At 58.8% G+C, this 23,208-nt stretch carries 21 protein-coding genes and 2 tRNA genes; 12 read left to right on the top strand and 11 right to left on the bottom strand.

Features of this window, described 5'->3' with window-relative positions; translation table 11 throughout:
• Window positions 1–200: 200 nt before the first annotated feature.
• Window positions 201–1,223, bottom strand: coding sequence for an ACR3 family arsenite efflux transporter (gene arsB / locus ED236_RS03150; protein ID WP_123236452.1), 1,023 nt, complete (start codon window positions 1,221–1,223; stop codon window positions 201–203).
• A gap of 131 nt (window positions 1,224–1,354) precedes the next feature.
• Between arsB and ED236_RS03145 the strand changes: the two genes are divergently transcribed.
• Window positions 1,355–1,711, top strand: coding sequence for an ArsR/SmtB family transcription factor (locus ED236_RS03145; protein ID WP_123236451.1), 357 nt, complete (start codon window positions 1,355–1,357; stop codon window positions 1,709–1,711).
• Window positions 1,712–1,722: 11 nt separating this feature from the next.
• Window positions 1,723–2,220 (top strand): arsenate reductase ArsC, encoded by a 498-nt coding sequence (locus ED236_RS03140; protein WP_123236450.1) that lies wholly within the window; start codon window positions 1,723–1,725, stop codon window positions 2,218–2,220.
• Window positions 2,221–2,355: 135 nt separating this feature from the next.
• On the opposite strand, the gene ED236_RS03135 is transcribed toward ED236_RS03140, so the two are convergent.
• The 10 genes from ED236_RS03135 to ED236_RS03090 form a co-directional block, all read right to left on the bottom strand.
• Window positions 2,356–3,225: a Tim44 domain-containing protein gene (locus tag ED236_RS03135; RefSeq protein ID WP_123236449.1), complete on the bottom strand. Its 870-nt coding sequence runs from the start codon at window positions 3,223–3,225 to the stop codon at window positions 2,356–2,358.
• A 217-nt stretch (window positions 3,226–3,442) separates the two neighbouring features.
• Window positions 3,443–3,519, bottom strand: a tRNA-Met gene (locus ED236_RS03130).
• Between the two features lie 121 nt (window positions 3,520–3,640).
• Entirely contained in the window at window positions 3,641–4,726 is a 1,086-nt protein-coding gene (gene ychF, locus ED236_RS03125) for a redox-regulated ATPase YchF (protein WP_123236448.1), read from the bottom strand.
• Window positions 4,723–5,328: an aminoacyl-tRNA hydrolase gene (gene pth, locus ED236_RS03120; RefSeq protein WP_123236447.1), complete on the bottom strand. Its 606-nt coding sequence runs from the start codon at window positions 5,326–5,328 to the stop codon at window positions 4,723–4,725. The genes ychF and pth overlap by 4 nt, the downstream gene beginning before the upstream one ends.
• 88 nt (window positions 5,329–5,416) lie before the next feature.
• The gene (locus ED236_RS03115; RefSeq protein WP_123236446.1) at window positions 5,417–6,028 is read right to left on the bottom strand and encodes a 50S ribosomal protein L25/general stress protein Ctc; all 612 of its coding nucleotides are present in this window, start codon (window positions 6,026–6,028) and stop codon (window positions 5,417–5,419) included.
• A 129-nt stretch (window positions 6,029–6,157) separates the two neighbouring features.
• Complete coding sequence (locus tag ED236_RS03110; protein ID WP_123236610.1) at window positions 6,158–7,093, bottom strand: ribose-phosphate pyrophosphokinase; 936 nt, start codon at window positions 7,091–7,093, stop codon at window positions 6,158–6,160.
• A 148-nt stretch (window positions 7,094–7,241) separates the two neighbouring features.
• Window positions 7,242–7,318: transfer RNA gene (locus tag ED236_RS03105), tRNA-Gln, on the bottom strand.
• A 5-nt stretch (window positions 7,319–7,323) separates the two neighbouring features.
• Window positions 7,324–8,253: a 4-(cytidine 5'-diphospho)-2-C-methyl-D-erythritol kinase gene (gene ispE / locus ED236_RS03100; protein ID WP_123236445.1), complete on the bottom strand. Its 930-nt coding sequence runs from the start codon at window positions 8,251–8,253 to the stop codon at window positions 7,324–7,326.
• Window positions 8,214–8,849: a lipoprotein insertase outer membrane protein LolB gene (gene lolB / locus ED236_RS03095; protein WP_123236444.1), complete on the bottom strand. Its 636-nt coding sequence runs from the start codon at window positions 8,847–8,849 to the stop codon at window positions 8,214–8,216. The genes ispE and lolB overlap by 40 nt, the downstream gene beginning before the upstream one ends.
• Window positions 8,849–10,600 carry a tetratricopeptide repeat protein gene (locus ED236_RS03090; RefSeq protein WP_123236443.1) on the bottom strand — a complete coding sequence of 584 codons (1,752 nt, stop codon included), beginning with the start codon at window positions 10,598–10,600 and terminating at the stop codon, window positions 8,849–8,851. The genes lolB and ED236_RS03090 overlap by 1 nt, the downstream gene beginning before the upstream one ends.
• A 328-nt stretch (window positions 10,601–10,928) precedes the next feature.
• On the opposite strand from ED236_RS03090, the gene ED236_RS03085 reads away from it, so the two are divergent.
• The 10 genes from ED236_RS03085 to ED236_RS03040 all read left to right on the top strand — a co-directional run bounded on the left by ED236_RS03085 (window position 10,929) and on the right by ED236_RS03040 (window position 23,190).
• On the top strand, window positions 10,929–11,861 hold the full coding sequence (locus tag ED236_RS03085) for an ABC transporter ATP-binding protein (protein WP_123236442.1): 933 nt from the start codon (window positions 10,929–10,931) through the stop codon (window positions 11,859–11,861).
• A 35-nt stretch (window positions 11,862–11,896) separates the two neighbouring features.
• Window positions 11,897–12,643 carry an ABC transporter permease gene (locus ED236_RS03080; RefSeq protein WP_123236441.1) on the top strand — a complete coding sequence of 249 codons (747 nt, stop codon included), beginning with the start codon at window positions 11,897–11,899 and terminating at the stop codon, window positions 12,641–12,643.
• A gap of 13 nt (window positions 12,644–12,656) precedes the next feature.
• Entirely contained in the window at window positions 12,657–14,009 is a 1,353-nt protein-coding gene (locus ED236_RS03075) for a GldG family protein (RefSeq protein ID WP_123236440.1), read from the top strand.
• Complete coding sequence (locus tag ED236_RS03070) at window positions 14,006–14,884, top strand: DUF4340 domain-containing protein (protein WP_123236439.1); 879 nt, start codon at window positions 14,006–14,008, stop codon at window positions 14,882–14,884. The genes ED236_RS03075 and ED236_RS03070 overlap by 4 nt, the downstream gene beginning before the upstream one ends.
• A gap of 27 nt (window positions 14,885–14,911) precedes the next feature.
• The gene (mutM, locus tag ED236_RS03065) at window positions 14,912–15,727 is read left to right on the top strand and encodes a bifunctional DNA-formamidopyrimidine glycosylase/DNA-(apurinic or apyrimidinic site) lyase (protein WP_123236438.1); all 816 of its coding nucleotides are present in this window, start codon (window positions 14,912–14,914) and stop codon (window positions 15,725–15,727) included.
• 109 nt (window positions 15,728–15,836) lie between these two features.
• Window positions 15,837–19,730: a phosphoribosylformylglycinamidine synthase gene (gene purL / locus ED236_RS03060; RefSeq protein ID WP_420820412.1), complete on the top strand. Its 3,894-nt coding sequence runs from the start codon at window positions 15,837–15,839 to the stop codon at window positions 19,728–19,730.
• 36 nt (window positions 19,731–19,766) lie between these two features.
• Window positions 19,767–20,252, top strand: coding sequence for an ankyrin repeat domain-containing protein (locus tag ED236_RS03055; protein ID WP_123236436.1), 486 nt, complete (start codon window positions 19,767–19,769; stop codon window positions 20,250–20,252).
• 30 nt (window positions 20,253–20,282) lie between these two features.
• The gene (locus ED236_RS03050; RefSeq protein ID WP_123236435.1) at window positions 20,283–20,606 is read left to right on the top strand and encodes a c-type cytochrome; all 324 of its coding nucleotides are present in this window, start codon (window positions 20,283–20,285) and stop codon (window positions 20,604–20,606) included.
• 25 nt (window positions 20,607–20,631) lie between these two features.
• Window positions 20,632–21,903 carry an FCSD flavin-binding domain-containing protein gene (locus ED236_RS03045; RefSeq protein WP_123236434.1) on the top strand — a complete coding sequence of 424 codons (1,272 nt, stop codon included), beginning with the start codon at window positions 20,632–20,634 and terminating at the stop codon, window positions 21,901–21,903.
• Window positions 21,904–21,987: 84 nt separating this feature from the next.
• Window positions 21,988–23,190 carry a PQQ-dependent sugar dehydrogenase gene (locus tag ED236_RS03040; RefSeq protein ID WP_123236433.1) on the top strand — a complete coding sequence of 401 codons (1,203 nt, stop codon included), beginning with the start codon at window positions 21,988–21,990 and terminating at the stop codon, window positions 23,188–23,190.
• Window positions 23,191–23,208 lie beyond the last annotated feature (18 nt).

Below are 23,208 nucleotides of genomic sequence, written 5' to 3'. Positions count from 1 at the left end.
TCACATGATGACCGAGAAGAAGCTCAGGTAAGACAGGGCGATCAGACCAATGACGATGACCATGATGAAGTTTTCCAGCGTGAGCATGTGTTTCATGATGCACTCCCATAAGGTGAGCATGCATGGTGCAGCGACTAGCGTTTAAGGTTGTTGATCTGCATCAAACGCTAGGTATATGGTCACTAATAACCGCCTGGCCGCTAAAGCCCACGCTCATACCAGCCCCGGCTGCGATTCACCAACCAGACCACGCTGAGCATCACCGGTACCTCGATCAGCACGCCCACTACAGTGGCCAGTGCCGCCCCGGAGTTCAGGCCGAACAGGCTCACCGCCGTGGCCACCGCCAGCTCAAAGAAGTTGCTGGCCCCGATCAGCGCTGCCGGACAAGCCACGTTATGCGCCACTCCCAGTTTGCGGCTCAGCCCATACGCCAGCCCGGCATTGAAATACACCTGGATCAGGATAGGCACGGCCAGCAAGGCGATGATGAGTGGTTGCTGCAGGATCTGCGTACCCTGAAAACCGAACAGCAGCACCAGCGTGGCGAGTAGCGCCAGCATGGAGACGGGCTGCAAGCGCTTCTGTAACTGCGGCAGGGCGCTGTCGCTGCGGCGCAGCATGGCGGCACGCAGCCACTGGCTCAGGATCACCGGCACCACGATGTACAGCAGCACCGACAGCAGCAGCGTATCCCAGGGGATGGTGATGGCGGACAAGCCCAGCAGCAAGGCTACCAAAGGCGCAAAGGCGAACACCATGATCAGGTCATTGAGCGCTACCTGGCTCAGCGTGAACAGCGGTTCGCCGTGTGTGAGGTTGCTCCACACGAACACCATCGCGGTACACGGCGCGGCGGCCAGCAGGATCAGGCCGGCGATGTAGCTGTCGATCTGGTCGGCGGGTAACCAGTCCCTGAACAGCACACGGATGAACAGCCAGGCCAGCAAGGCCATGGAAAAGGGCTTCACCGCCCAGTTGATGAACAGGGTGACGCCTATGCCTTTCCAGTGCTGGCGCAGCTGCGACAGCGCGCGGAACTCGATCTTGAGCAGCATGGGGATGATCATCAGCCAGATCAGCGCCGCCACGGGCAGATTCACCTCGGCCAGTTTCATCTCACCCAGCGCTACAAACCCTAATGGGAACAGGTAGCCAGCCCCTATGCCCACGCCTATGCACAGGAACACCCACACCGTTAAATAGCGTTCGAACAACGGCATTCTGCTGTTTGCAGCTTGCGCGCTCGGGCAGGGCTGGTCAGCGTTGGACATGGACATCAGGCTCGTCGTTAAGTGGTGAGCAGGCAGGCAAGGGTGTTGACATGGCATTATATTTCCATAATTATAGAAATATGGAAAGACAAACTGTAATCACTGCGCTGGATGCGCTGGCCCAGGAGACCCGCCTGGATATCTTCCGTTTGCTGGTACAGGCTGGCGAGCCTGGCCTCGCGGCGGGGGCCATAGGCGAGCAGTTGAACGTGCCCAACGCCACACTTTCCTTCCACTTGCAGCAACTCAAGCATGCCGGTTTGGTCACCACGCAACGCAAGGGCACCACCATCCTGCACAGCGCCAATTACATGGCCATGAATGGCGTGATCGCCTACCTGACCGAGAACTGCTGTCAGGGTGCGCCCACTGCATGCGCGCCCAGCACCACGTGCTGCCCGCAGACTCCAGCCAGCTCGAAACCAGAACATGTTTAGGAGAGGTGCAAATGTCAGATAACAAGGTGTATCACGTGCTGTTTCTGTGCACGGGCAATTCCGCACGCAGCATCATGGCGGAAAAGCTCATGCAGCACTGGGGGCGCGGAAAATTCATGGCCTACAGTGCGGGCAGTTTCCCGACCGGCAAAGTGAACCCCTACGCCATCGAGACACTGCAGGCGCATGGGCTCTCCACGGAAGGCTTGCGCAGCAAAAGTTGGGATGAGTTCTCTGGCGCGGATGCGCCGCACATCGATTTTATCTTCACCGTCTGCGATAACGCTGCTGGCGAAATCTGCCCGGTCTGGCCCGGACACCCGATGACGGCGCACTGGGGAGTGGAAGACCCGGCTGCCATAGGCGGTAGTGATGAGGACAAGCGCGCAGCGTTCCGTCAGGCCAGTCTGTATCTGGAGAACCGCATCAAGCTGTTCGCCGCCTTGCCGCTGGACAAGCTGGATCGCATGGCGACGCAGCAGGAGATCCAGCGCATCGGGACGCTATGAGGCTGCTTTAAGCCAGCCTGCAGCCTGTTTTTTTACGGGATAGGGCAAGCAATAAAAACGGCACCCTGAGGTGCCGTTTTTATTGTCGCCAGGTATGAATTGTCGCTATCTGCAACTGGATCAAGGGTAACTGGATCAGTTCATCTGCTGGATACCGGCCAGCAGCCAGGAGGCATTGTCATCACGCAGGTACTTCTGCACATGCCACACCTCACTGACCTGCTCCACCGGGCCGTTATTCTCGCGCAGCTGCGCACGGAAGTGCACGCTGGCGATGGCGTAATCGCCTTCTTCGTTCACTTCCAGCAGTTGCGCATCCAGCGCTACCACATCGGTCTTCTGCGGCGAGGCATCGCGCTCGCTCAGTTGCATGGCGATCTCGGCGAACATCTCGGGGGTGGTGTACTCGCGGATGTCGTCCAGGTCCTTGCGGTCGTTGGCGGCTTGCAGACGGATGAACGAGCGCTTGCCGTTACGCAGGAAGGCATCGGTGGGGAAGTCAGCGGGGATGCTGGTATCCGCCATGCTCGCTGTCGCCAGCGAGGGCGCGGCGTTGCTGCCTGCCGAGCCAGCACCAAAGCTAGTTGGCTCCAGCATGCGCTGTGGCAGTGAAGCCGGGCTGCCTCCTGCATATTGCATGGCAGGTGCGCGCGCTTTGCTGAATCTGGCGATCAGGAACAGCACCAGCGCTCCTGCCAGCAAGGCCAGCATCAGCATGCCCATGCCTTCACTCATGCCCAGATGCGAGAACAGCGTGGCCAGGCCGGCACCGATGGCCAGGCCAGCCAAAGGCCCCAGCCACTTGCTGCTGTTGCTGGCGGGTGGGGTGGTTTTGGCCGGCGCGGTATTGGTGGTTTGCTGGGCGTCGCGCTGCACAGGTTTTTGTGCCAGATCGCGTTGTTTGCCGAAGCTGCTGCCGCCACCCAGACGTCTGGCGTCCGCGGCGGTGCTGAACAGGCTGAGGCAGGTGAACATGAGCGTGAGCATGATGGCAAAGCGTTTCATTGATTTCCTTATCGAGCTGAACGGGGGAAGTGGCCTTTTAGGCACACGGAATACGGTAGGGTTCCTACAGCTCAAGTTTATCAGCTTGGGCCACAGTCCGGCCTTGGCATCCTGAGTAAATTGTGTGACCTATTGAGGACACAGAAATCCGCTGTCGCCGGGGGCGTTACAGAGTGCAAAAGAAAACGGCCCCCATCGCTGGGAGCCGCATAAAGAGTGGTGGTGATGGGGGGACTTGAACCCTCGACCCCAGGATTATGAATCCTGTGCTCTAACCAGCTGAGCTACATCACCACGCGTAAACCATGTTTGCAAAAACAGTTGAAGAACCGTAATTCACAAAAGTCCGCTATTCTATTTTTTCAGCGCACTAAAGTCAAAGCAAAACGCGTGCTTTTGTGACACGGTCGAGTGATTAGACGTTGAAGCGGAAGTGCATCACGTCGCCGTCCTGCACGATGTAGTCCTTGCCTTCCAGGCGCATCTTGCCCGCTTCCTTGGCGCCTTGTTCGCCCTTGTGCTTGACGTATTCGTCGTAGGCGATGACTTCGGCGCGGATGAAGCCACGTTCGAAGTCAGTGTGGATCACACCTGCAGCTTGCGGAGCGGTGGAGCCTTTTTTGACCGTCCAGGCCCGCACTTCCTTCACACCTGCAGTGAAGTAGGTCTCCAGACCCAGCAGGCTGTAAGCGGCACGGATGACGCGGTCCAGGCCAGGCTCGTCCAGGCCCATCTCGTCAAGGAACAGGGCTTTGTCTTCTTCTTCCAGATCGGAGATCTCGGCTTCGATCTTGGCGCAGATGGCCACCACAGGCGCATGTTCCTGTTTGCCCAGCGCGACCACTTTGTCGAGCAGGGCGTTGTCGCTGAAACCGTCGTCATTGACGTTGGCGAGGTACATCACCGGCTTGACGGTGATCAGGCACAGCGGCTTGATGATGGCGAGCTGGTCGACATCCAGGCCCAGGGTGCGCACTTGTGCCCCGGTATCCAGATGCTTCTGTACCTTTTCCAGCACGTTGCACAGCGCGATGGCTTCCTTGTCACCGGATTTGGCTTTCTTGCCTTCGCGGTGCAGGGTCTTTTCCACGGTTTCCATGTCAGCCAGTGCCAGTTCGGTGTTGATCACCTCGATGTCGGACAGCGGATCGACCTTGCCAGCCACGTGCACTACGTTGCCGTCATCGAAGCAGCGCACCACGTGGGCGATGGCATCGGTCTCGCGGATGTTGGCCAGGAACTTGTTGCCCAGACCTTCGCCCTTGGAGGCGCCCGCTACCAGGCCAGCGATGTCCACGAATTCCACGATGGCGGGTTGCACCTTTTGCGGGTTGACGATATCGATCAGCGGCTTCAGGCGTGGATCCGGCACTTCCACAATGCCGACATTGGGCTCGATGGTGCAGAACGGGTAGTTCTCGGCCGCGATGCCCGCACGGGTGATGGCGTTGAACAGGGTGGATTTGCCTACATTGGGCAAGCCGACGATTCCGCATTTCATGATTTTTCTACCTTGGCGACAGTCTTGGGTTTGGTATGCAGTTTGAGCATGGCCGCTTCAAAAGCGCCATCGATCAACTGGGGTAAGGCGTTCAGGCTTTCGTCCATGGCGATCTCGATGCTGCGCATCTCGTCACGTGACGGCGTGTGTAATACAAAATGGACCACCGCATCGCGATCACCCGGGTGACCGATGCCCAGGCGCAAACGCCAGAAATCAGGTGTTCCGAGCGCAGCGGCGATGTCCTTCAGGCCATTGTGGCCGCCATGGCCACCGCCTTTTTTCAGTTTGATGCCACCGGGCGGCAGATCGAGTTCGTCGTGCACGACCAGGATGGCCTGTGGCGGGATACGGTAAAAGTTGGCCACCGCCGCAACGGCGCGGCCACTGGCATTCATGAAGGTGTTGGGTTCCAGCAGCCAGCAATCCTGCCCCTGGATACGTGCGCGACCAAGCAGCCCATGGAACTTGCTATCCAGCTTGAGGCTGGCGCCATGTTGGCGTGCCAATTGATCCACCCACCAAAAGCCGGCGTTATGCCGAGTAGCTTCGTATTGCGCGCCAGGGTTGCCCAGGCCGACGATCAGTTGGATACCGTTCATGATGGTTTGTATGCCTGAAAACGCGCACGCGCGCCCCAGTTGCCCGGAACGCGCGTGCGCACTACATCAGCTTATGATATCAGCCGGATTACTCGGCAGCTTCTGCGTCATCCGCAGCCGCGGCCTTGGCGCCGCGTGGAATGGCGATGGACGCGACCGCTGCGTCGTTGTCATGCGCCAGTTGCACGAACTCCACACCCTTGGGCAGCTTTATCTGGGACAGGTGGATGGAATGGCCGGCTTCCAGCGCGGACAGATCGACTTCGATGAACTCAGGCAGGTCCTTGGCCAGGCAGCTGACATCCGCTTCGGTCAGGATATGCGCCACGATACCGCCACCCAGTTTCACGCCAGGCGCGACTTCTGCGTTGATGAAGTGCAGTGGCACCTTCACGTGGATCTTTTCGGTTGCGCTGACGCGCTGGAAGTCGATGTGCTGGATGGTGTTGCGTACTGGGTGCAGTTGATAGTCACGCAGCAGGACGGACTCTTTCTTGCCTTCCAGTTCCAGCGTCAGGATGGACGCGTGGAATGCTTCGTGACGAAACTGCAGGAACAGTTCTTTGTGGTCGAATTGCACGCTGACTGCTTCTTTTTCACCACCATATACGACACCAGGAACGGTGCCAGCACGACGCAGGCGGCGGCTCGCACCCGTACCTTTGCTATCGCGCTTGCTTGCTTTGATCAAAATTTCCATGACTACTCCTAAAAATTGCCGGGCAACAACGGGTTGTCCGACATTAAAAACTGCCATCCGCGACCAGATGGCAGGCTTGCGACGGTCTGCCTTGCGGCGAGCCGTCTAAAAGGTTTTATCTTCAGTGCCTCAATCCATGAACAGCGAACTGACGGAATCCTCACGGCTGATACGGCGTATGGTCTCTGCCAGCAGCGATGCGCTGCTGAGCTGACGGATCTTGCTGCAGGCGGCAGCTTCCGCTTTGAGCGGAATGGTGTTGGTGACCACCAGTTCGTCCAGCGCGGAATTGCTGATACGCTCTGCTGCACCACCTGACAACACAGGGTGGGTACAGTAAGCCACCACCTTCACCGCACCTTGTTCTTTCAGGGCAGCGGCGGCTTCACACAGGGTGTTGGCGGTGTCCACCATGTCATCCATAATGACGCAGGTGCGGTCGGCCACATCACCGATGATGTTCATGACCTTGGCCACATTGTGCTTGGGGCGGCGTTTGTCGATGATGGCCAGGTCGGAGTTCAGTTGCTTGGCACAGGCACGTGCACGCACCACACCGCCCACGTCCGGCGATACCACCACCAGATTTTCATAATTCTGTTGCCACAGGTCGCTGAGCAGCAGCGGGGTGGCGTAAATATTGTCGACCGGGATATCGAAGAACCCTTGCATCTGGTCGGAGTGCAGGTCCATGGTCAGCACACGGTTGACGCCTACGCTGGTCAGCATGTTGGCGACCACCTTGGCGGTGATGGCGACGCGGGCCGAGCGTGGGCGACGGTCCTGACGGGAATAACCGAAGTAAGGGATGGCAGCGGTGATGCGGCCAGCCGAGGAGCGACGCAGCGCATCAACCATGACCATGACTTCCATCAGGTTGTCATTGGTGGGGCTGCAGGTGGATTGCAGCACGAACACGTCTTTGCCGCGCACGTTCTCCAGCAGCTCAACCAGGATCTCGCCATCACTGAAGCGACCGACTGTGGCACGGCCCAGACCGATGTTGAGATGAGCGACCACTTCTTCGGCAAGCTTGGGGTTCGCATTGCCCGTGAATACCATCATGTCGCCATTGGCCAAGATACCGGTTCCTTGTTCGCTAAATGTCTGATTGAATTGACAATCGCTGCCGCCGGGTCGGTGTGGCAGAAAACGGCACGCCCGGAAAAACAAAAAAGCGTGTAATCAACACGCTTCCTGTACTGCTAGCTTATGGCTGGGGAGGAAGGATTCGAACCTTCGCATGCCGGAATCAAAATCCGGTGCCTTAACCAGCTTGGCGACTCCCCAAAAACTTAGTTGGCCAGATTATACAACGGGTGCTGCTGCAAACTGCTGGCACAGAATCCGGAAACTGCAATATTGTTCTGCAATCCTGCATCCTGCTGTGCCTGCTGCAACACTGCTGCGGCCTGGTCCCGACTTGAAAATGCAGCGAAGACCGAGGCCCCTGAACCGCTCATGCGGGCGGGAGCAAATCGACTTAACCATTTCAAACTGGCTGCCACAGCTGGATACTGCTGACAAACCACTGTTTCAAGATCGTTCTTAAATCCGTTATCCGAAACGCCCTTGCTGATCTGGCTCTCGGAAAAGGCCGCCATTGTGGTGGCAATCGTGTCCCTTGTCAATTCCTTGCTACCAAAAACTTGAGCGGTGGACACATGCACGCGCGGTGACAGCACCACGTAATGTGCAGGCGGCAAGCTAAGTGCTTGAAGCGCTTCACCTACACCTTCTGCCCAGGCGTCGCGGCCATACACGAACACCGGCACATCGGCGCCCAGTTGCAGGCCCAGGGTCTGCAGGGTGCTGCGCGGTAGCTGCAAGTCCCAGAGCTGATTGAGTGCCAGCAAGGTGGTGGCGGCATCCGAGCTACCACCGCCCAAGCCCCCGCCTATGGGGATGCGTTTGATCAGGTCGATGTCAGCGCCCAGCTTGCAGCCGGTGTGGTGTTGCAACAGCATGGCGGCGCGTATGCACAGGTCCTGCTCCAAAGGCACACCTGGTGTGTCGTTTACGCGCAGGATGCGGCCGTCGTCACGCACACGCAGCAGCACCTCATCATGAAAATCGAGCAGGCGGAATACGGTCTGCAGCAAATGGTAGCCGTCATTGCGGCGTCCGGTGACATGCAGAAACAGATTGATCTTGGCCGGGGCCGGGAAGTGCTGGAACGAAGAGCTCAAGGCGTGATACCGGTATTTTGCGGGCTGATCTTCCATTGCGAGCTGATCAGCTTGATGGTCAACTGCGCGTTGCGCAGGGTGATGCGTTGCGGTAGCTGGTAGCCATCCACTTGCAGGTACTCGCTGTAGACGATGTCCCAGCCATCCTGCTGCAATTGCAGCAGCCTGCCCATGTCATCCCAGCGGCTGAGTGTCACCGCGCTATCAGCGGGGCGACCCAGTACCCAGTCACTCAGGCCGCGCAAAGGCAGGCGCCAGCCCAGGGTCTGCTCGGTAAGACTTTCCGCATCGGCAGCCTGGTAGAGCTTGCCGTCCTGGGTGCGCAGGCTGACTTGCGAGGGGTCAGCGGCGATCTCGGCCACCTGGCTGCCCAGCGGCGAATACAGGGAAATCTGATCGGTGACGCCAGCATGCTGCCAGTCACTGCGCGCAGAGAAGCCGCGCTGGCCGTTCTGCACGGCGATACGGCCTTGCAAATGGAAATCACTGAGCTGGGCCTGTTTTGCCAGGTGTTCGGCATAGACGCTGGCCGGTGCGCTGGAACTGGCCACCGGCGTCACAGGCAGCGTGGTACAGCCTGACAGCAGCGCCAGACCCAGCGTCAGCGCCAGAGTGAAACGTGCCTGCGACATCAAAGTGCTTGTTTGAATTTTTGGCGCGTGGTGTTCAGCACTTCGTTCTCCGGATGCGCGCGCAAGGCATCTTCCCAGGTGCGCACCGCTTCATCGCGCTTGCCCTGTTGCCAGAGCACCTCACCCAGGTGAGCCGCGATCTCCGGGTCCGCCTGTGCCGTGTAAGCGCGGCGCAGGTAATCGGCGGCGGTGTCCAGCTTGCCCAGGCGGTACATCACCCAACCCATGCTGTCCATGATGTAGTGGTCGTCCGGGCTCAGTTCCAGCGCTTTTTCGATCAGCTTGCGTGCTTCTTCCAGCTTGATGTTGCGGTCTGCCCAGGAGTAGCCCAGCGCATTGTAGGCTTGTGCAAAGTCCGGCTTGATCAGGATCAGCTTGCGCAGTTCGCGCTCGGCCACATCCATCTTCTGCAGGCGCTCGGCGGCCATGGCGTAGTCATAGATCAGTTCTGGGGTGTTGGGCAGGGTGCTGACAGCGTTCTCAAGCACGGCATAGGATTCTTCATGGCGCTTGGCCTGCATCAGCAGGTTGGCCTTGGCTTGCTGCACCACGGCCTCTTGTTCGGTATTCAGTTTTTCCAGGCTGTCCAGTTGCGCGATACCGGCATTGGTGCCCTCCAGGCGTGCCGTGATGCTGGCGATGCTGAGTTTGGCGGCTAACAGACGCTCGCCCGGCTGCACCTTCTGATACCAGGCGATGGCCTGTTTCAGTTCCTGGCGGCGCTCATTGAGCTGGCCCAGATAGATATACAGCTGGTCAGGGTCACGGTAGCCCGCTTCCAGACTTTGTTTGAAATAACGTTCTGCTTCGGTCATGTCTTCCAGTTGCAGCGACAGCAGGCCGACGACGACCAGAGCTTCCGGGCTGCCCTTGGAAGATTCCAGCAGTTTCACGAACTGCGTCTTGGCCGCCTGGATCTGTTTCTGGCTGACCAGCAGACGTGCGTAAGCCATGCGCACTTCATCGCTGGCCGGATACTTCTGCAGGAAGGCGTCGTAGAAGCTCATCGCGCTGCCGGCTTGTTGTTTGGCCAGGATCTGGCCTTGCAGCATGGCCGATAATTCCCAACCCGGACGCAACTGCTCGGCGGCTTTCAGTTCATCCAGTGCACGCGTATTAAGCCCGTTGGACCAGGCTGCGTGGGCCACGCTGAAGCGCGCTTCCGGCAGATCCTGATAAGGTTTGGCCAGCTCTTCCATGAGGTTGAGCACCGCTTGTTTGTCCGGCTGGCCGGAGAGCAGGCCATTCAGATACAGAAAGCCATTGGCGCGTGTATCCGGTTTGAGCAGCAGTTTCTGCAGATGGGGTTTGGCTGCGCTGAGGCGGCCTACGCTGACCAGCACCTGGGTGCTGACTTGATTGGCCTCGATGGAATCCGGATCCAGGTCGCTCCACAGCTGGCTGGCCTGAACGGCAAGCGGAGCATTCTGACCCTGTACCGCGGCCTTGGCCGCGCGTTCGGCCAGGCGCGCATCGCGGCTACTCTTGGCCAGGTCCATGAACACGCTACCCGCCAGGCTGGCATCGCCACGTTGTCCGGCGATCTCGCCGACCAGATACTTATAAACGAATTCCCCGCTAAGCTCGGGTTTGGCCATGACCATCGCTGCAGGCTTGGCCTCTGTTTTTACCTCGGCTTTCACCTCGGCCTTGCTAGCCGGCTCGGCGAGCGCGCCTGCGCTGTATAGCAAGGCAAGCAGCAGCAAGCTGGTGCGTGCGCTGTTTAACGATAATGGCTGGAATAGGGGCATGATGGATCTCGATGGCAATAAATGCGGGTGATGATGCTGGAATATAGCATTATCCGCTTAGTCAGTGACAGTGTAGGCAAGTTCATCCATAATGCGCCGACCTTGGCCTGAGCAAGGCTGTGAGCGGGCTGTCAAGCGGTGTTGGATGTGTTTGTCGCTGACGCGGCCACCCGAACTTTTTGGGCAGGACGGGCTCCATTGGCACACGTCAGCCTTGACATACCGAGGTCGTTTTCTTAAGTTAGACAGCTTTAATTTTTGCGTGCGTGCGGTAACCTTGCCTGCATGCGTTTGCGGAAAGCATATTTCATGAATAGCGGACAACATCATGACTGACATCATTACCGTTGAAGCCACCGACCTGACCCGGATCTACGGCGGGCGCGAGGCTGTTAGCCATGTCAGTTTCAGCCTGAAAAAAGGTGAAGTGCTGGGTTTTCTGGGGCCGAATGGTGCGGGTAAATCCACCACCATGAAGATGCTCACCGGCAACCTGGCACCTAGCACCGGCACCGTCAAGATCTGCGGCATCGACATGCTGGAAAACCCCAAGGAAGCCAAGGCGCTGATCGGTTTTCTGCCGGAGCAGCCACCGCTGTACCGTGAGCTCACGGTGAACGAATTCCTTACCATCGCGGCGCGTCTGCATCGCGTCAGCAGCGGCCACATCAAGGCGGCGGTCGAGCGTGCCAAAGAGCGCTGTGGCCTGACCGAGATGGGCAAGCGCCTGATCGAGAACCTGTCCAAGGGGTATCAGCAGCGCGTGGGCATCGCCCAGGCCATCATCCATAACCCCATGGTTGTCATACTGGACGAACCCACGGTGGGCCTGGACCCGATCCAGATCCGCGACATCCGTGCCTTGATCAAAGAGTTGGGCGGCGAACATAGCGTGATCCTTTCCACGCATATTCTTCCTGAAGTGGAAATGGTGTGCGATCACGTGCAGATCATCCACAAGGGGCAACTGGTGTTCAACGGTTCCATCGATGTGCTCAAGCAGCAGCGCAAAGGCAATCGCCTGCTGCTGGGTCTGGGTCAGGCACCGGCTCAGGAGCAGTTGCTGCAGATCACGGGCGTGGAGCGAGTCGAGTCGCTGGATAATGGCCTGCTGCGCATCCACCACACGGCTGGCCAGTCACCTGCGCAGCGTCTGGTGGAAGCTGCGGTGGCAGGTCAATGGGGCATGTACCAGATCAGTCCAGACCAGACCACGCTGGAAGAGGTGTTCGTTCAGCTGACATTCCAGGAAGCGGCCTGAGTTGGCTGGCTGCTTATAAAAAAACGGGTTAAACCATGATTATCAATATCGCTAGAAAAGAACTCAAAAGCCTGTTCGCCTCGCCCATGGGCTGGGTGGTGCTGGCGCTGCTGCAGTTCGTGTTCGGTACCTTCTTCCTGATCGGTATGGATCAGTACTTCCAGACCATGTCCGGCATGATACGCCCGGAAGAACGGCTGGGAGTGACCCAGTTCGTCGGTCAGAATGTGTTCAGCATCGCCTCTTTCGTGATGCTGTTCGCGGTGCCGCTGTTGTCCATGCGCCTGATCAGTGACGAGCGTCGTCAACAGACGCTGACCTTCCTGTTCAGTGCACCTTTGTCCCTCACCGATATCGTGGTGGGCAAGTTCCTGGGTCTGGTCAGTTTCCTGAGTATCGTGCTGCTGTTCATGGGTGCCATGCTGATGTCGCTGGGTCTGTGGTCGGAGATCGATTACGGTTACATCCTGGCCAATATCCTCGGTCTGTGGCTGCTGGTGGCGAGTTTCTCGGCGCTGGGCATCTACGTTTCCAGCCTCACGCATCAGCCTGTGGTGGCTGGCATCATCACTTTTGTGCTGTTGTTCGCCTTGCTGATCCTGGACCGCTTCTTTGCCGGCGACCCCAGCAGCACCATCAATTATCTGTCGCTGATGCGTCACTTTGAGGCGTTCTCGCGTGGTTTGCTGGACACGCGTGATCTGGTGTACTTCTTTCTGTTTATCGTTACTTTCCTGACCTTGACGGTGCGTCGCCTGGACGCTGACCGTCTGCGCGGCTAAAGGCAGTATCCCCATGAAAATCAATCCTAAACTGCGCTTCCAGTTGTTCATGCAGAACAGCTTTTTCGTGCTGCTGTTCCTGGCCCTGGTAGCCCTGCTGGGCTATGCGTCGCGTGATTACTATGTGGCGCGCGACATCACCCAGAGCAATCGCAACACGCTGACCGAGGGCAGCCTGAATGTGCTGAAGCAGATGCCGGCGCCGATCAATATCACCGTATTCGCTTCCAATGATGATGAGTACCGCAGAAAGATCCACGCCTTCCTGGCGCGCTATCAGCGCAGCAAGCTGGATATGAATGTCACTTATGTGAACCCGGCCGAGCAGCCCAAGCTGGCACAGGAAGCCGGCATCAAGTCCGAAGGCGAGCTGGTGGTCGAATACCAGAAGCGCAGCGAGAACCTGGCACCTCCTTATGTGGAGCAGGACATGACCAACCTGCTGGTGCGCCTGAGTCGCAGCAACCAGCGTGCGGTGATGTATCTGGAAGGCCACGGCGAGCGCAACATGATAGGCGTCAAGAGCCATGACCTGGGCGAATTCGGCCGCAATCTGGAGAAAAAGGGCTTCAAGCTGGCCAATCCGGACTTGACCAAACTGCCAGCCGTGCCGACTGATGGTGCCATGCTGGTGATCGCCGGGCCGCAGGTGGATGTCAGCGCAGTGGAAGTGCAGAAGATCATCACCTATCTGGAAGCTGGCGGCAATCTGCTGTGGCTGCTGGAAGACGACAATCTGCGCGGCTTGCAGCCGGTCGCTGATTTCCTGGGCCTCACCGTCTATCCGGGCACTGTGGTTGACATGTCGGCAGCGCAGCAGGGCGCTGACGTGAAAGTGGCGTTCAACGGCCTGTATGGTGAACACGCCATCACCAAGAATTTCATGCTGCGCACCCTGTTCCCGGAAGCCCGCAAGATCGAGGCACGCGGCACCTTTGAAAATGGTTGGGAAGTCAGCCAGCTGGTGGAAGTGGCTGGCAATGGCTGGCTGGAAAAAGGCAGTCTGGACAAGATCAATTTCGATGACAAGACTGACGAAGCGGGCCCTATCAATATCGCCGTAGCGCTGGAGCGCGTCTATGGCAAGAAAGGGCAGCGCGCGGTCATCGTAGGCAATGCCAATTTCCTGTCCAATACCTTTGTCACCAACGGCGGCAACATGGATTTCGGTATCAATATGGTCAACTGGCTGGCGGGCGATGACAATTTCATCACCATCCAGCCGCGTCCGCTCAAGGACGTGAACGTGGCCATTCCGCCTGGCAGTCTGGCTGCTCCAGTGATCTTCCTGGGCTTCCGCTATGCACTGCCTATCCTGTTGCTGGTGGCGGGCGTGTGGCTGTGGTGGAGGCGTCGCAAGGCATGAGAGCACGCTGGCTGATCAATCTGTTTTTGCTGGTGCTGGTGGCAGGGGTCGCCAGTTTTCTGTACCTGCGTCCGCAGTCGAATGAACAAGGCACGCCCAGCTTCGAGTTGTCAGATCGCAAGATAGGTGACTTCAGCCGCATCAGCGTGGAAGAGCCGTCGCGTGCCGCTGTGGTGTTCGAAAAGGTCGATGGCTACTGGCATATCAACAAGCCCTACAAGGCGCGCGCCGATCAGGCGGCTATCAACCGTATCCTGTCCATCGTGGCAGCACGCACCACCGAGCGCTTTCCTGCTGAAGATCTGGGCCGTTTTGGCCTGGATAAACCGAGGCTGAGCCTGAAGCTGGATGATCAGGAGTTTCTGTTCGGTACCTTCAATCCGGTCAACGAGCAACAGTATGTTGCGTACGCTGGCAGTGTATTCCTGGTGGAAAATACTTATGAGCAATATGCCACCACCCAGATCGTCGAGCTTATCGACAAAAGCCCGCTGCGGCCTACGGAAAAGGTCGTTGGTTTTGATTTTTCCTGGCTGGAGCAATGGCAGGAGCTGGCACTGAAACTGGAACGCGCTGCGAACCAGTGGCAGGTCTCGGTTGCAGGTGCCAAACCTGAACAACAAGCCGTACAGGAATGGTTTGATGCCTACTGGGTACGTCCATTGGCAAGCTCTGTCGAGCCTTATATCCCGAATCGCCAGGCCGAACATCCTACTTTCCAGCTCAAGATGCAGGACGGCAGCAAGGTGCAGTTCGAAAAGCTGCAGGAATCCCCCGAGTTGCTGCTGGGCCGTCCGGATGAGGGCATGTTGTATCACTTCCCAATGGATGCCGGTTTTGCCATGCTGAATCCTCCTGCTGGCATCAAGCCCTGATCCTGCTGACCCCGTTATTGCGGCGACATGCCTGAACTTCCAGAGGTTGAGACCACCCGGCTAGGTTTGCTGCCTTTGCTGGGCGTGACGGTCAGCCGCGTGGCGGTCAGGCAGCCGCGGCTGCGCTGGCCGGTGCCGGATGATCTGGCGCAGCAATTGACCGGTCACCCCCTGCTGGCGCTGGAGCGTCGCGCCAAATACATCCTCGCCCGATTTGGGCATGGCACCTTGTTGCTGCACTTGGGTATGTCGGGCCGCATCTGCCTGTTGGCCGAGGATGAAGCGCCGGGCAAGCACGACCATGTGGATATCCACTTTGCAGACGGGCAACTACTCAGACTGCGCGACCCACGGCGTTTTGGCGCCGTGTTGTGGATGCAGGGCGATCCGAACCGGCATGCCTTGCTGAGTAGCCTCGGCCCGGAGCCACTGCAGGATGCTTTCGATGCAGACTGGCTGTATCGCCATACCCGAAAACGCTCGGTGGCGATCAAGATCGCCATCATGGACAGCCATCTGGTGGTGGGGGTCGGTAATATCTACGCCAGCGAATCGCTGTTTCGTGCCGGTATCCATCCCGAGACGCCGGCCGGTAAACTCAGCCTCGCACACTGTCAGCGCCTGGTAGAGGAGATCAAGGCAACGCTGCAGGACGCGCTCAAGGCGGGCGGCAGCAGCTTGCGTGATTTCTTCGGTGCAGATGGCAATCCTGGCTATTTTCAGCAACGCTATTTCGTCTACGCCCGCACCGATCAAGCCTGCCGCATCTGTGCCAACCCGATACAAACCCTGCGTCAGGGACAGCGCTCCACCTTCTTCTGCGCAGCTTGCCAACGACGCTGAGCTGGCGGTCAGGCAAATTGCGCGTTCGGGGCAGCGGCAACTTTCTGTTAAAATTCAGCTTTACTCCAGCCTTCGAATGTTCATGACCAGTCCGCATACCGTCCCCACCATGATCAGCCTGCGCGGTAGCGCTGCGCTTTCTACCTTCCGTCTCGACAAGATCGCCGCTACGCTGAAGGATCTGGCGCCGCGTATCGCGCATCTGTATGCCGAGTTCTGGCACTTTGCCTGGACGGATGGCGAACTGGACGCTCAGCAACAGCACACCCTGCAGCAGATCCTGACCTACGGCCCCAAGCTGCAGGACGAAGAGCCGGTCGGCGAGTTGCTGCTGGTGATCCCGCGCCCCGGCACCATCTCCCCCTGGTCCTCACGCGCGACGGACATCGCCAGACACTGCGGTCTTGAGCCGTTGTTGAGACTGGAGCGCGGCATCGCCTATTACGCCAGCACGCATGATGGCCTGCCCTTGTCGGCAGACGAGCTGCAGGTATTGAAGGCGCTGGTGCATGACCGCATGACCGAAGCGGTGTTCACCAGCCTGCAAGATGCGCATCGCCTCTATCACACGGCCACCCCAGCACCGCTCGCAACGGTGGATCTGCTGGGCGGTGGCAAGGCAGCGCTGGAAGCGGCCAATGCCGACATGGGCCTGGCCTTATCCGCAGATGAAGTCGATTACCTGCTGGAAAATTTCATCCGCATCGGCCGCAACCCCACCGATGTTGAGCTGATGATGTTCGCACAGGCTAATTCCGAACATTGCCGTCACAAGATCTTCAACGCGGACTGGGTGATCGACGGCGAGAAGCAGGATATCTCGCTGTTCGGCATGATACGCAACACCCACAAGCTCAATCCCGGCAACACCGTGGTGGCGTATTCCGATAACGCCTCCATCGTGCAGGGTGAACGTACGCGCCGCTTCTATCCGCAGGCGGATGGCAGTTACGGCTATGTCGAAGAAGACATGCACTTCCTCATGAAGGTGGAAACGCATAATCACCCGACGGCGATCTCGCCATTCGCGGGGGCGGCCACCGGTGCTGGTGGCGAGATCCGTGATGAAGGTGCTACCGGGTCCGGCTCCAAGCCCAAGGCCGGCCTGACTGGCTTCTCCGTTTCCAACCTGAACATTCCCGGCTTTGAACAGCCCTGGGAGCAGGCACACGGCAAGCCGGGGCGGATTGCGTCTGCCTTGCAGATCATGACCGACGGCCCGCTGGGTGGCGCTGCCTATAACAACGAATTCGGCCGTCCCAGCATCACCGGCTATTTCCGTACCCTGGAGCTGGAAGCTGCAGGCGAGGTGCGCGGTTATCACAAACCCATCATGCTGGCCGGTGGCGTGGGTAATATCTCGGCACAGCATTCCAGAAAGAACCCCATCCCGCCTGGTGCCGCACTGATACAGCTGGGCGGTCCGGCCATGCTGATCGGCCTGGGCGGCGGGGCCGCGTCCAGCATGGACACCGGCGCCAACACCGAGAACCTGGATTTCGATTCGGTACAGCGTGGCAACCCGGAGCTGCAGCGCCGCGCCCAGGAAGTCATCGACCGCTGCTGGCAGCTGGGCGAGAACAACCCCATCCTGAGCATCCATGACGTGGGCGCAGGCGGCATCTCCAATGCCTTCCCGGAGCTGGTCAATGACGCTGGTGTAGGCGCGCTGTTCCAGCTGCGCAATGTGCACAATGAAGAGCCGGGCATGAGCCCGCGCGAGTTGTGGAGCAATGAAGCGCAGGAACGTTACGTGATGGCCGTGGCACTGGATGACCTGCCACGCTTTGCCGAGATCTGCGAGCGCGAGCGCTGTCCGTTCGCCGTGGTGGGCCACGCTACTGAAGAGCGCCACCTCACCGTCGCAGATACCCATTTCGATAACAAACCCGTGGACATGGACTTGTCCGTGCTGCTGGGTAAACCGCCCAAGATGACGCGTGATGTGCAACATGTGCAGCGCAGCCTGCCCGCTTTCGATGCCAGCAGCATCAAGCTGGAAGAGGCGGTGCTGCGCGTGCTGCGCCTGCCTGGCGTGGCGGACAAGACCTTCCTGATCACCATCGGTGACCGTAGCGTGACCGGCCTGATCGCCCGCGACCAGATGGTCGGCCCCTGGCAGGTGCCGGTGTCCGATGTGGCCGTCACGCTGGCGGGCTATGAAACCTACCGTGGTGAAGCCTTCGCCATCGGTGAAAAAGCACCACTGGCACTGATCAACGCGCCGGCCTCCGGACGCATGGCGATAGGCGAATCCATCACCAATATCGCAGCCAGCCGTATCGCAGACCTGGGCGATCTCAAGCTGTCCGCCAACTGGATGGCGCCAGCGGGTCATGTCGGTGAAGATGCGGCCCTGTTCGATACCGTCAAGGCGGTGGGCATGGAGCTGTGTCCGCAACTGGGCATCAGCATCCCGGTCGGCAAGGACTCCATGTCCATGAAGACGGTATGGGAGCAGGATGGCGAGAAGAAAGCCGTCACCGCGCCGATCTCGCTGGTGGTGACCGCGTTTGCGCCAGTGACCGATGCGCGCAAGACGCTCACTCCACAGCTGCGTACCGACCTGGGCGATACACGCCTGATCCTCATCGACCTTGGCTTGGGCAAGAACCGCATGGGCGGTTCCGCGCTGGCGCAGGTCTATGGGCAGACCGGCGATACGGTGCCGGATGTGGACGATGCCGAACTGCTCAAGCAGTTCTTTGGCGTGATCCAGACGCTGAATCATCAGGGCAACCTGCTGGCTTACCATGACCGTTCCGATGGTGGCCTGTTCGCCACGCTGGCCGAAATGGCCTTCGCCGCGCGTTGTGGTCTGGATATCCAGCTGGATGCGTTGCCTGACGATGTGCTGAGCACGCTGTTCAACGAAGAGCTGGGTGCGGTGGTGCAGGTGCATGCCCATGAAGCAGATGTCTTGTGCCAGTTCATCAACCGCATGCTGCAACGCGGCGGACCGGCCGTGGCGCACCTCATCGGCCAGCCCGCCGCCCACCATGAACTGCGCATCGCGCGCGCGGGTACTGCAGTGTATGCAGCATCACGTGTGGATCTGCACCGTGCCTGGTCCGAAACCACCTATCAGATGCAAAAGCGCCGCGACAACCCGGTCTGCGCGCAGCAGGAATATGACCGCATCCTGGATCTGGCGGATCCCGGCCTGCACGCCAAACTGAGCTTTGACCCTTCCGACAACATCGCCGCACCTTATATCGGTGGCCGTCATGCGCCCAAAATGGCCATCCTGCGCGAGCAGGGCGTGAACGGTCAGGTGGAAATGGCCGCCGCGTTCGACCGTGCCGGTTTTGCAGCGCATGATGTGCATATGAGTGACATCATCAGCGGGCGGGTCAGCCTGCGCGACTTTGCCGGTGTGGTGGCCTGTGGCGGCTTCTCTTACGGCGATGTGCTGGGTGCAGGTGAGGGCTGGGCCAAGTCCATCCTGTTCAATGCGCGTGCACGCGAGGAATTCGCGGCCTTTTTCGAGCGCAGTGATGCCTTTGCGCTGGGCGTATGCAACGGCTGCCAGATGATGAGCAACCTGCACAGCATCATTCCGGGTGCTGCACACTGGCCGCATTTCGTGCGCAACAAATCCGAGCAGTTCGAAGCGCGCGTGGCCATGGTGGAAGTGCTGGACTCGCCATCCCTGTTCCTGAGTGGCATGGCGGGTAGCCGTATGCCGATCGCGGTTGCACATGGTGAAGGTTATGCGGAATTTTCTGATGCGGCGGCTGTCCATGCTGTGCTGGCTGATAAGCTGGTTACCATGCGTTATGTGGACAATGCAGGTTCTGCAACTGAAATCTACCCGTATAACCCCAATGGCTCGCCAGCGGGCATCACAGGATTGACGACGGCAGATGGGCGTTTCAGTATCATGATGCCGCATCCAGAACGTGTATTCCGCAGCGTACAAAACTCCTGGCAGCCAGATGGCTGGCAGGAAGATGGGCCCTGGATGCGCATGTTCCGCAACGCGCGCCACTTTATCGCTTGATAATACTCACTAATAACAATACGGAGATTGAACAGCATGAACATGTTAAAAGCAGGACTGGCGGTTTTGGCCTTGGTATTCTCGATGTCCAGCTTTGCGCTGACCGATGAAGAGCAGATCGAATTCACGACTGCGGTCACAGGCGGCAATATCAAGATGGTGAAGAAGTATCTGGATTCCGGCAAGATCGCGGTGAACGACAAATTCTTCGCATGGACCCCGGTGCTGTCCGCCGCCAGCAAGAACCAGACTGCCATGGTGAAATATCTTGCTGAACATGGTGCTGACATCAACTACCGCCATCCCGTCAATTACATGACATCGCTGGCACACGCCACATTCAATGCAAACAATGAACTGGTCGAGTACCTGCTGCAAAAGGGGGCCGATCCCCAGATCAAGATGCGCGGCGACCTTTCTATCCTGCGCATGGCGCGTGACCTGGGCAATACCTCCACGGCTGAACTGCTGACAAAATATGGCGCCAAGGATGATGGCTGCCAGGAAACCAAGTGCTTCTAAAGCACTAACGGCACGCTAGAAGACAGCACCATGTTGCTCAGGCTGACAGTGCTGGGTCTGTTTTATGCTCCGCTACTTGCTGTAGCGGGGCCGGACCATGTCACCACCTTGGCCGCCTCCTGCGCTGCGTGTCACGGAACCAACGGCAACAGTGTAGGCGGTACCCCGGTACTGGCTGGCCTGGATGCAAGCCATTTTCGCAAACAGATGCAGGATTTCAAAAGTGGCGTCAGACCATCCACGGTCATGCAGCGCCACGCCAAGGGCCTGACGGATGCCGAGATCGACGGTCTTGCGCTGTTCTTCTCGCAACAGCCCCGCCGCCCGGCCTCTTTGCCCACCCACCCCCGATAAGCGCTAGCTGCAGGAGGCTGCCGTCATGAAACTCAACCGCCGTGACTTCATGCGATTCTCTGCCAGTGCGGCGGCATTGACCCTGCTGCCTTTGTCCGGATGTGCCAGAGCGCTGCGTACACAAGCATCGCCACGCGTGGTGGTGATAGGCGGCGGTTATGCAGGCGCTACCGCAGCCAAATATCTGCGCATGTGGAGTGCAGGCAGGATTGAAGTGGTCGTGATCGAACCCAAGCCCAGTTTCATTTCTTGTCCGCTTTCCAATCTGGTGCTGGGTGGCAGCAAGACGCTGGCTGACCTGACCTTTGGCTATGACGGTTTGCAGCAGCACGGCATCCAGCTTGTGCAGGACACGGTGACTGCCATCGACCCGCTTGCCCGCAAGCTGCAACTGACGCGTGGCGAACTCCCTTATGACAAGCTGGTGATCGCGCCCGGTGTGGATTTCATCTACGACAGCCTGCCCGTACTGGATAACGCCGAGGCCCAGCAGCAGGTGCCGCATGCCTGGAAAGCCGGGCCGCAAACTGTGTTGCTGCAGCAACAACTGGCCGCTATGCCGGATGGCGGCGTGTTCGTCATGAGCGTACCCAAAGCCCCATACCGTTGCCCACCCGGACCGTATGAGCGGGTTTGTCAGGTGGCCTCCTACTTCAGCCAGCACAAGCCCAAAGCCAAGATCATCGTGCTGGATGCCAACCCGGAGATCACCTCCAAAAAAGCCCTGTTCGCCAAAGTGTGGGCAGAGCTGTATGCCGGCATGATCGACTACCGGCCCAACAGCCAGTTGACCGAGGTGGATGTCGCTGCGCGTGAGGTCAAAACCGAATTCGAGACGGTGAGCGCCGATGTGCTCAACATCATCCCGCCACAGCGGGCCGGCAAAGTGGCGCAGCTGGTGGGCGCTGCCAATGTGGACAAACGCTGGTGCGAGGTTGATTTCCTCAGTTACGCATCCAAAGTCGTGCCGGACACGTACATTATTGGAGATTCCGTGTCAGCGGCCTTGCCTAAATCAGCCCATATGGCGACCTCGCAGGCACGTGTCTGCGCCAGCGCCATACTGGCCACGCTGGCAGGGCAGGAGCCTGACCCGCAGCCGGTGTTCGCCAACACCTGTTACAGCTTTGTGAATGCACGCATGGCCATGCATGTGGCGCATGTGTACCGCTATGACCTGGATAAGAAGATCATGCTGCCCGCCGAAGGTGGGGGTGTTTCGGTGCAGCCTAGCGAGCAGGAAGGGCAATACGCTTACGCCTGGGCGCAGAACATCTGGTCAGACGTGTTGACCTGAGTTGACCTGAAAGGGCGCGTGCCGGCTGTGATCGCAGTGTCTGGCGATCGCTAGGGATCAGTTAACTGACAAGGAAAGGTGCTAATGAGCAAGAAACAACGTCTGGGACTGTTTGCAGTGACGGCCTTTGTGCTGTTGTTCACAACACAGTTGCTGTTCCGCATCCAGCCCTCCATGGCCGCACCAGACAGCCTCAACCTGCCTGAAGGTTTCAAGGTCCAGGTATTTGGCACAACACGCATGCCGGATGGTGAGCAGCTGCCCGGCGCACGCTTCATGACCTTTGGACCGGATGGTCACCTGTATGTCACTACCGCCCGCCACGGCAAAGTGCTGATGCTGCCCGACCGCAACAAAGACGGGGTGGCAGACGAGGTGGTGGTGGTGGCAGAGAATCTGCGTAACCCACAGGGACTGGTGTTCGTGGATGGCAAGCTGCTGGTTGCCAATGAAGATGCCGTGGTGCGACTGGAGCAAAAAGATGCTGACTGGCCGGCCAGTGGCGTGACCACGCTGATCTCCAACTTGCCTGCTGGCGGCCATTCCACCAAGACCTTGCGACTGGGGCCGGACGGCCATCTTTACCTGAATGTAGGTTCGACCTGCAATGTCTGCCTGGAGCAGGACCCGAATCGTGCCACGCTGCATCGTTATACCCGTGACGGGAAACCGGCCGGTGCGCTGACCACACTGGGCCGTCACGCGCAATCGCCGATCTGGGCGCGCGGTCTGCGCAACTCGCAAGGCTTTGCCTGGCACCCGGTCAGCGGCGAGATGTTCGCCACCAATAATGGCGCGGATAACCGTTCCGAGACCCGTAATGGCCCGGTCAACGATGAGTTGCCGCCTGAACATCTCAACCATATCGAAGGCGGCAAGCATTATGGTTGGCCACACTGTTGGGGGAATCAGTTCACCGACCCCAATTTTCCAGGTAGCGCTGGTTTCTGCGCGACGACCACGCCACCTGCGATCACCTTCCGCGCCCATTCCACGCCGCTGGGTATCAGCTTTTTGGATAAAACGAATTTTCCCAAGCCATATCAGTCAGATGCTGTGGTGGCCTTGCATGGTTCCTGGAACCGGGATCAGCCTTACGGCTACAAACTGGTACGCGTGCGCTTTGAGAATAACCAGCCAGTCGCAGTCGAAAATTTTGTGACTGGGTGGCAGAACGGCAGTGAAGTCTGGGGGCGGCCTGTGGATGTGATAGTCGGCCCGGACGGCGCTTTGTATGTGTCGGATGACAAAACCGGTGCGATTTACCGCATCACTTACGCAGCTTGAACGGCTGTGCAGAACGCT

The organism is Pseudomethylobacillus aquaticus (genome assembly GCF_003730115.1).
Classification (GTDB): domain Bacteria; phylum Pseudomonadota; class Gammaproteobacteria; order Burkholderiales; family Methylophilaceae; genus Pseudomethylobacillus; species Pseudomethylobacillus aquaticus.
This window is presented reverse-complemented; position numbering and strand designations above follow the sequence as displayed.

Coding starts and splice junctions, on each gene's coding strand:
- pth (WP_123236447.1), bottom strand. CDS start 5,328: ATGAACGGTATCCAACTGATCGTCGGCCTGGGCAACCCTGGCGCGCAA.
- ED236_RS03115 (WP_123236446.1), bottom strand. CDS start 6,028: ATGGAAATTTTGATCAAAGCAAGCAAGCGCGATAGCAAAGGTACGGGT.
- ED236_RS03055 (WP_123236436.1), top strand. CDS start 19,767: ATGAACATGTTAAAAGCAGGACTGGCGGTTTTGGCCTTGGTATTCTCG.
- ED236_RS03070 (WP_123236439.1), top strand. CDS start 14,006: ATGAGAGCACGCTGGCTGATCAATCTGTTTTTGCTGGTGCTGGTGGCA.
- ED236_RS03090 (WP_123236443.1), bottom strand. CDS start 10,600: ATGCCCCTATTCCAGCCATTATCGTTAAACAGCGCACGCACCAGCTTG.
- ychF (WP_123236448.1), bottom strand. CDS start 4,726: ATGAAATGCGGAATCGTCGGCTTGCCCAATGTAGGCAAATCCACCCTG.
- ED236_RS03085 (WP_123236442.1), top strand. CDS start 10,929: ATGACTGACATCATTACCGTTGAAGCCACCGACCTGACCCGGATCTAC.
- ED236_RS03145 (WP_123236451.1), top strand. CDS start 1,355: ATGGAAAGACAAACTGTAATCACTGCGCTGGATGCGCTGGCCCAGGAG.
- arsB (WP_123236452.1), bottom strand. CDS start 1,223: ATGCCGTTGTTCGAACGCTATTTAACGGTGTGGGTGTTCCTGTGCATA.
- ED236_RS03045 (WP_123236434.1), top strand. CDS start 20,632: ATGAAACTCAACCGCCGTGACTTCATGCGATTCTCTGCCAGTGCGGCG.
- ED236_RS03110 (WP_123236610.1), bottom strand. CDS start 7,093: ATGATGGTATTCACGGGCAATGCGAACCCCAAGCTTGCCGAAGAAGTG.
- ED236_RS03050 (WP_123236435.1), top strand. CDS start 20,283: ATGTTGCTCAGGCTGACAGTGCTGGGTCTGTTTTATGCTCCGCTACTT.
- purL (WP_420820412.1), top strand. CDS start 15,837: ATGATCAGCCTGCGCGGTAGCGCTGCGCTTTCTACCTTCCGTCTCGAC.
- mutM (WP_123236438.1), top strand. CDS start 14,912: ATGCCTGAACTTCCAGAGGTTGAGACCACCCGGCTAGGTTTGCTGCCT.
- ED236_RS03040 (WP_123236433.1), top strand. CDS start 21,988: ATGAGCAAGAAACAACGTCTGGGACTGTTTGCAGTGACGGCCTTTGTG.
- ED236_RS03140 (WP_123236450.1), top strand. CDS start 1,723: ATGTCAGATAACAAGGTGTATCACGTGCTGTTTCTGTGCACGGGCAAT.
- ispE (WP_123236445.1), bottom strand. CDS start 8,253: ATGGAAGATCAGCCCGCAAAATACCGGTATCACGCCTTGAGCTCTTCG.
- ED236_RS03080 (WP_123236441.1), top strand. CDS start 11,897: ATGATTATCAATATCGCTAGAAAAGAACTCAAAAGCCTGTTCGCCTCG.
- lolB (WP_123236444.1), bottom strand. CDS start 8,849: ATGTCGCAGGCACGTTTCACTCTGGCGCTGACGCTGGGTCTGGCGCTG.
- ED236_RS03075 (WP_123236440.1), top strand. CDS start 12,657: ATGAAAATCAATCCTAAACTGCGCTTCCAGTTGTTCATGCAGAACAGC.
- ED236_RS03135 (WP_123236449.1), bottom strand. CDS start 3,225: ATGAAACGCTTTGCCATCATGCTCACGCTCATGTTCACCTGCCTCAGC.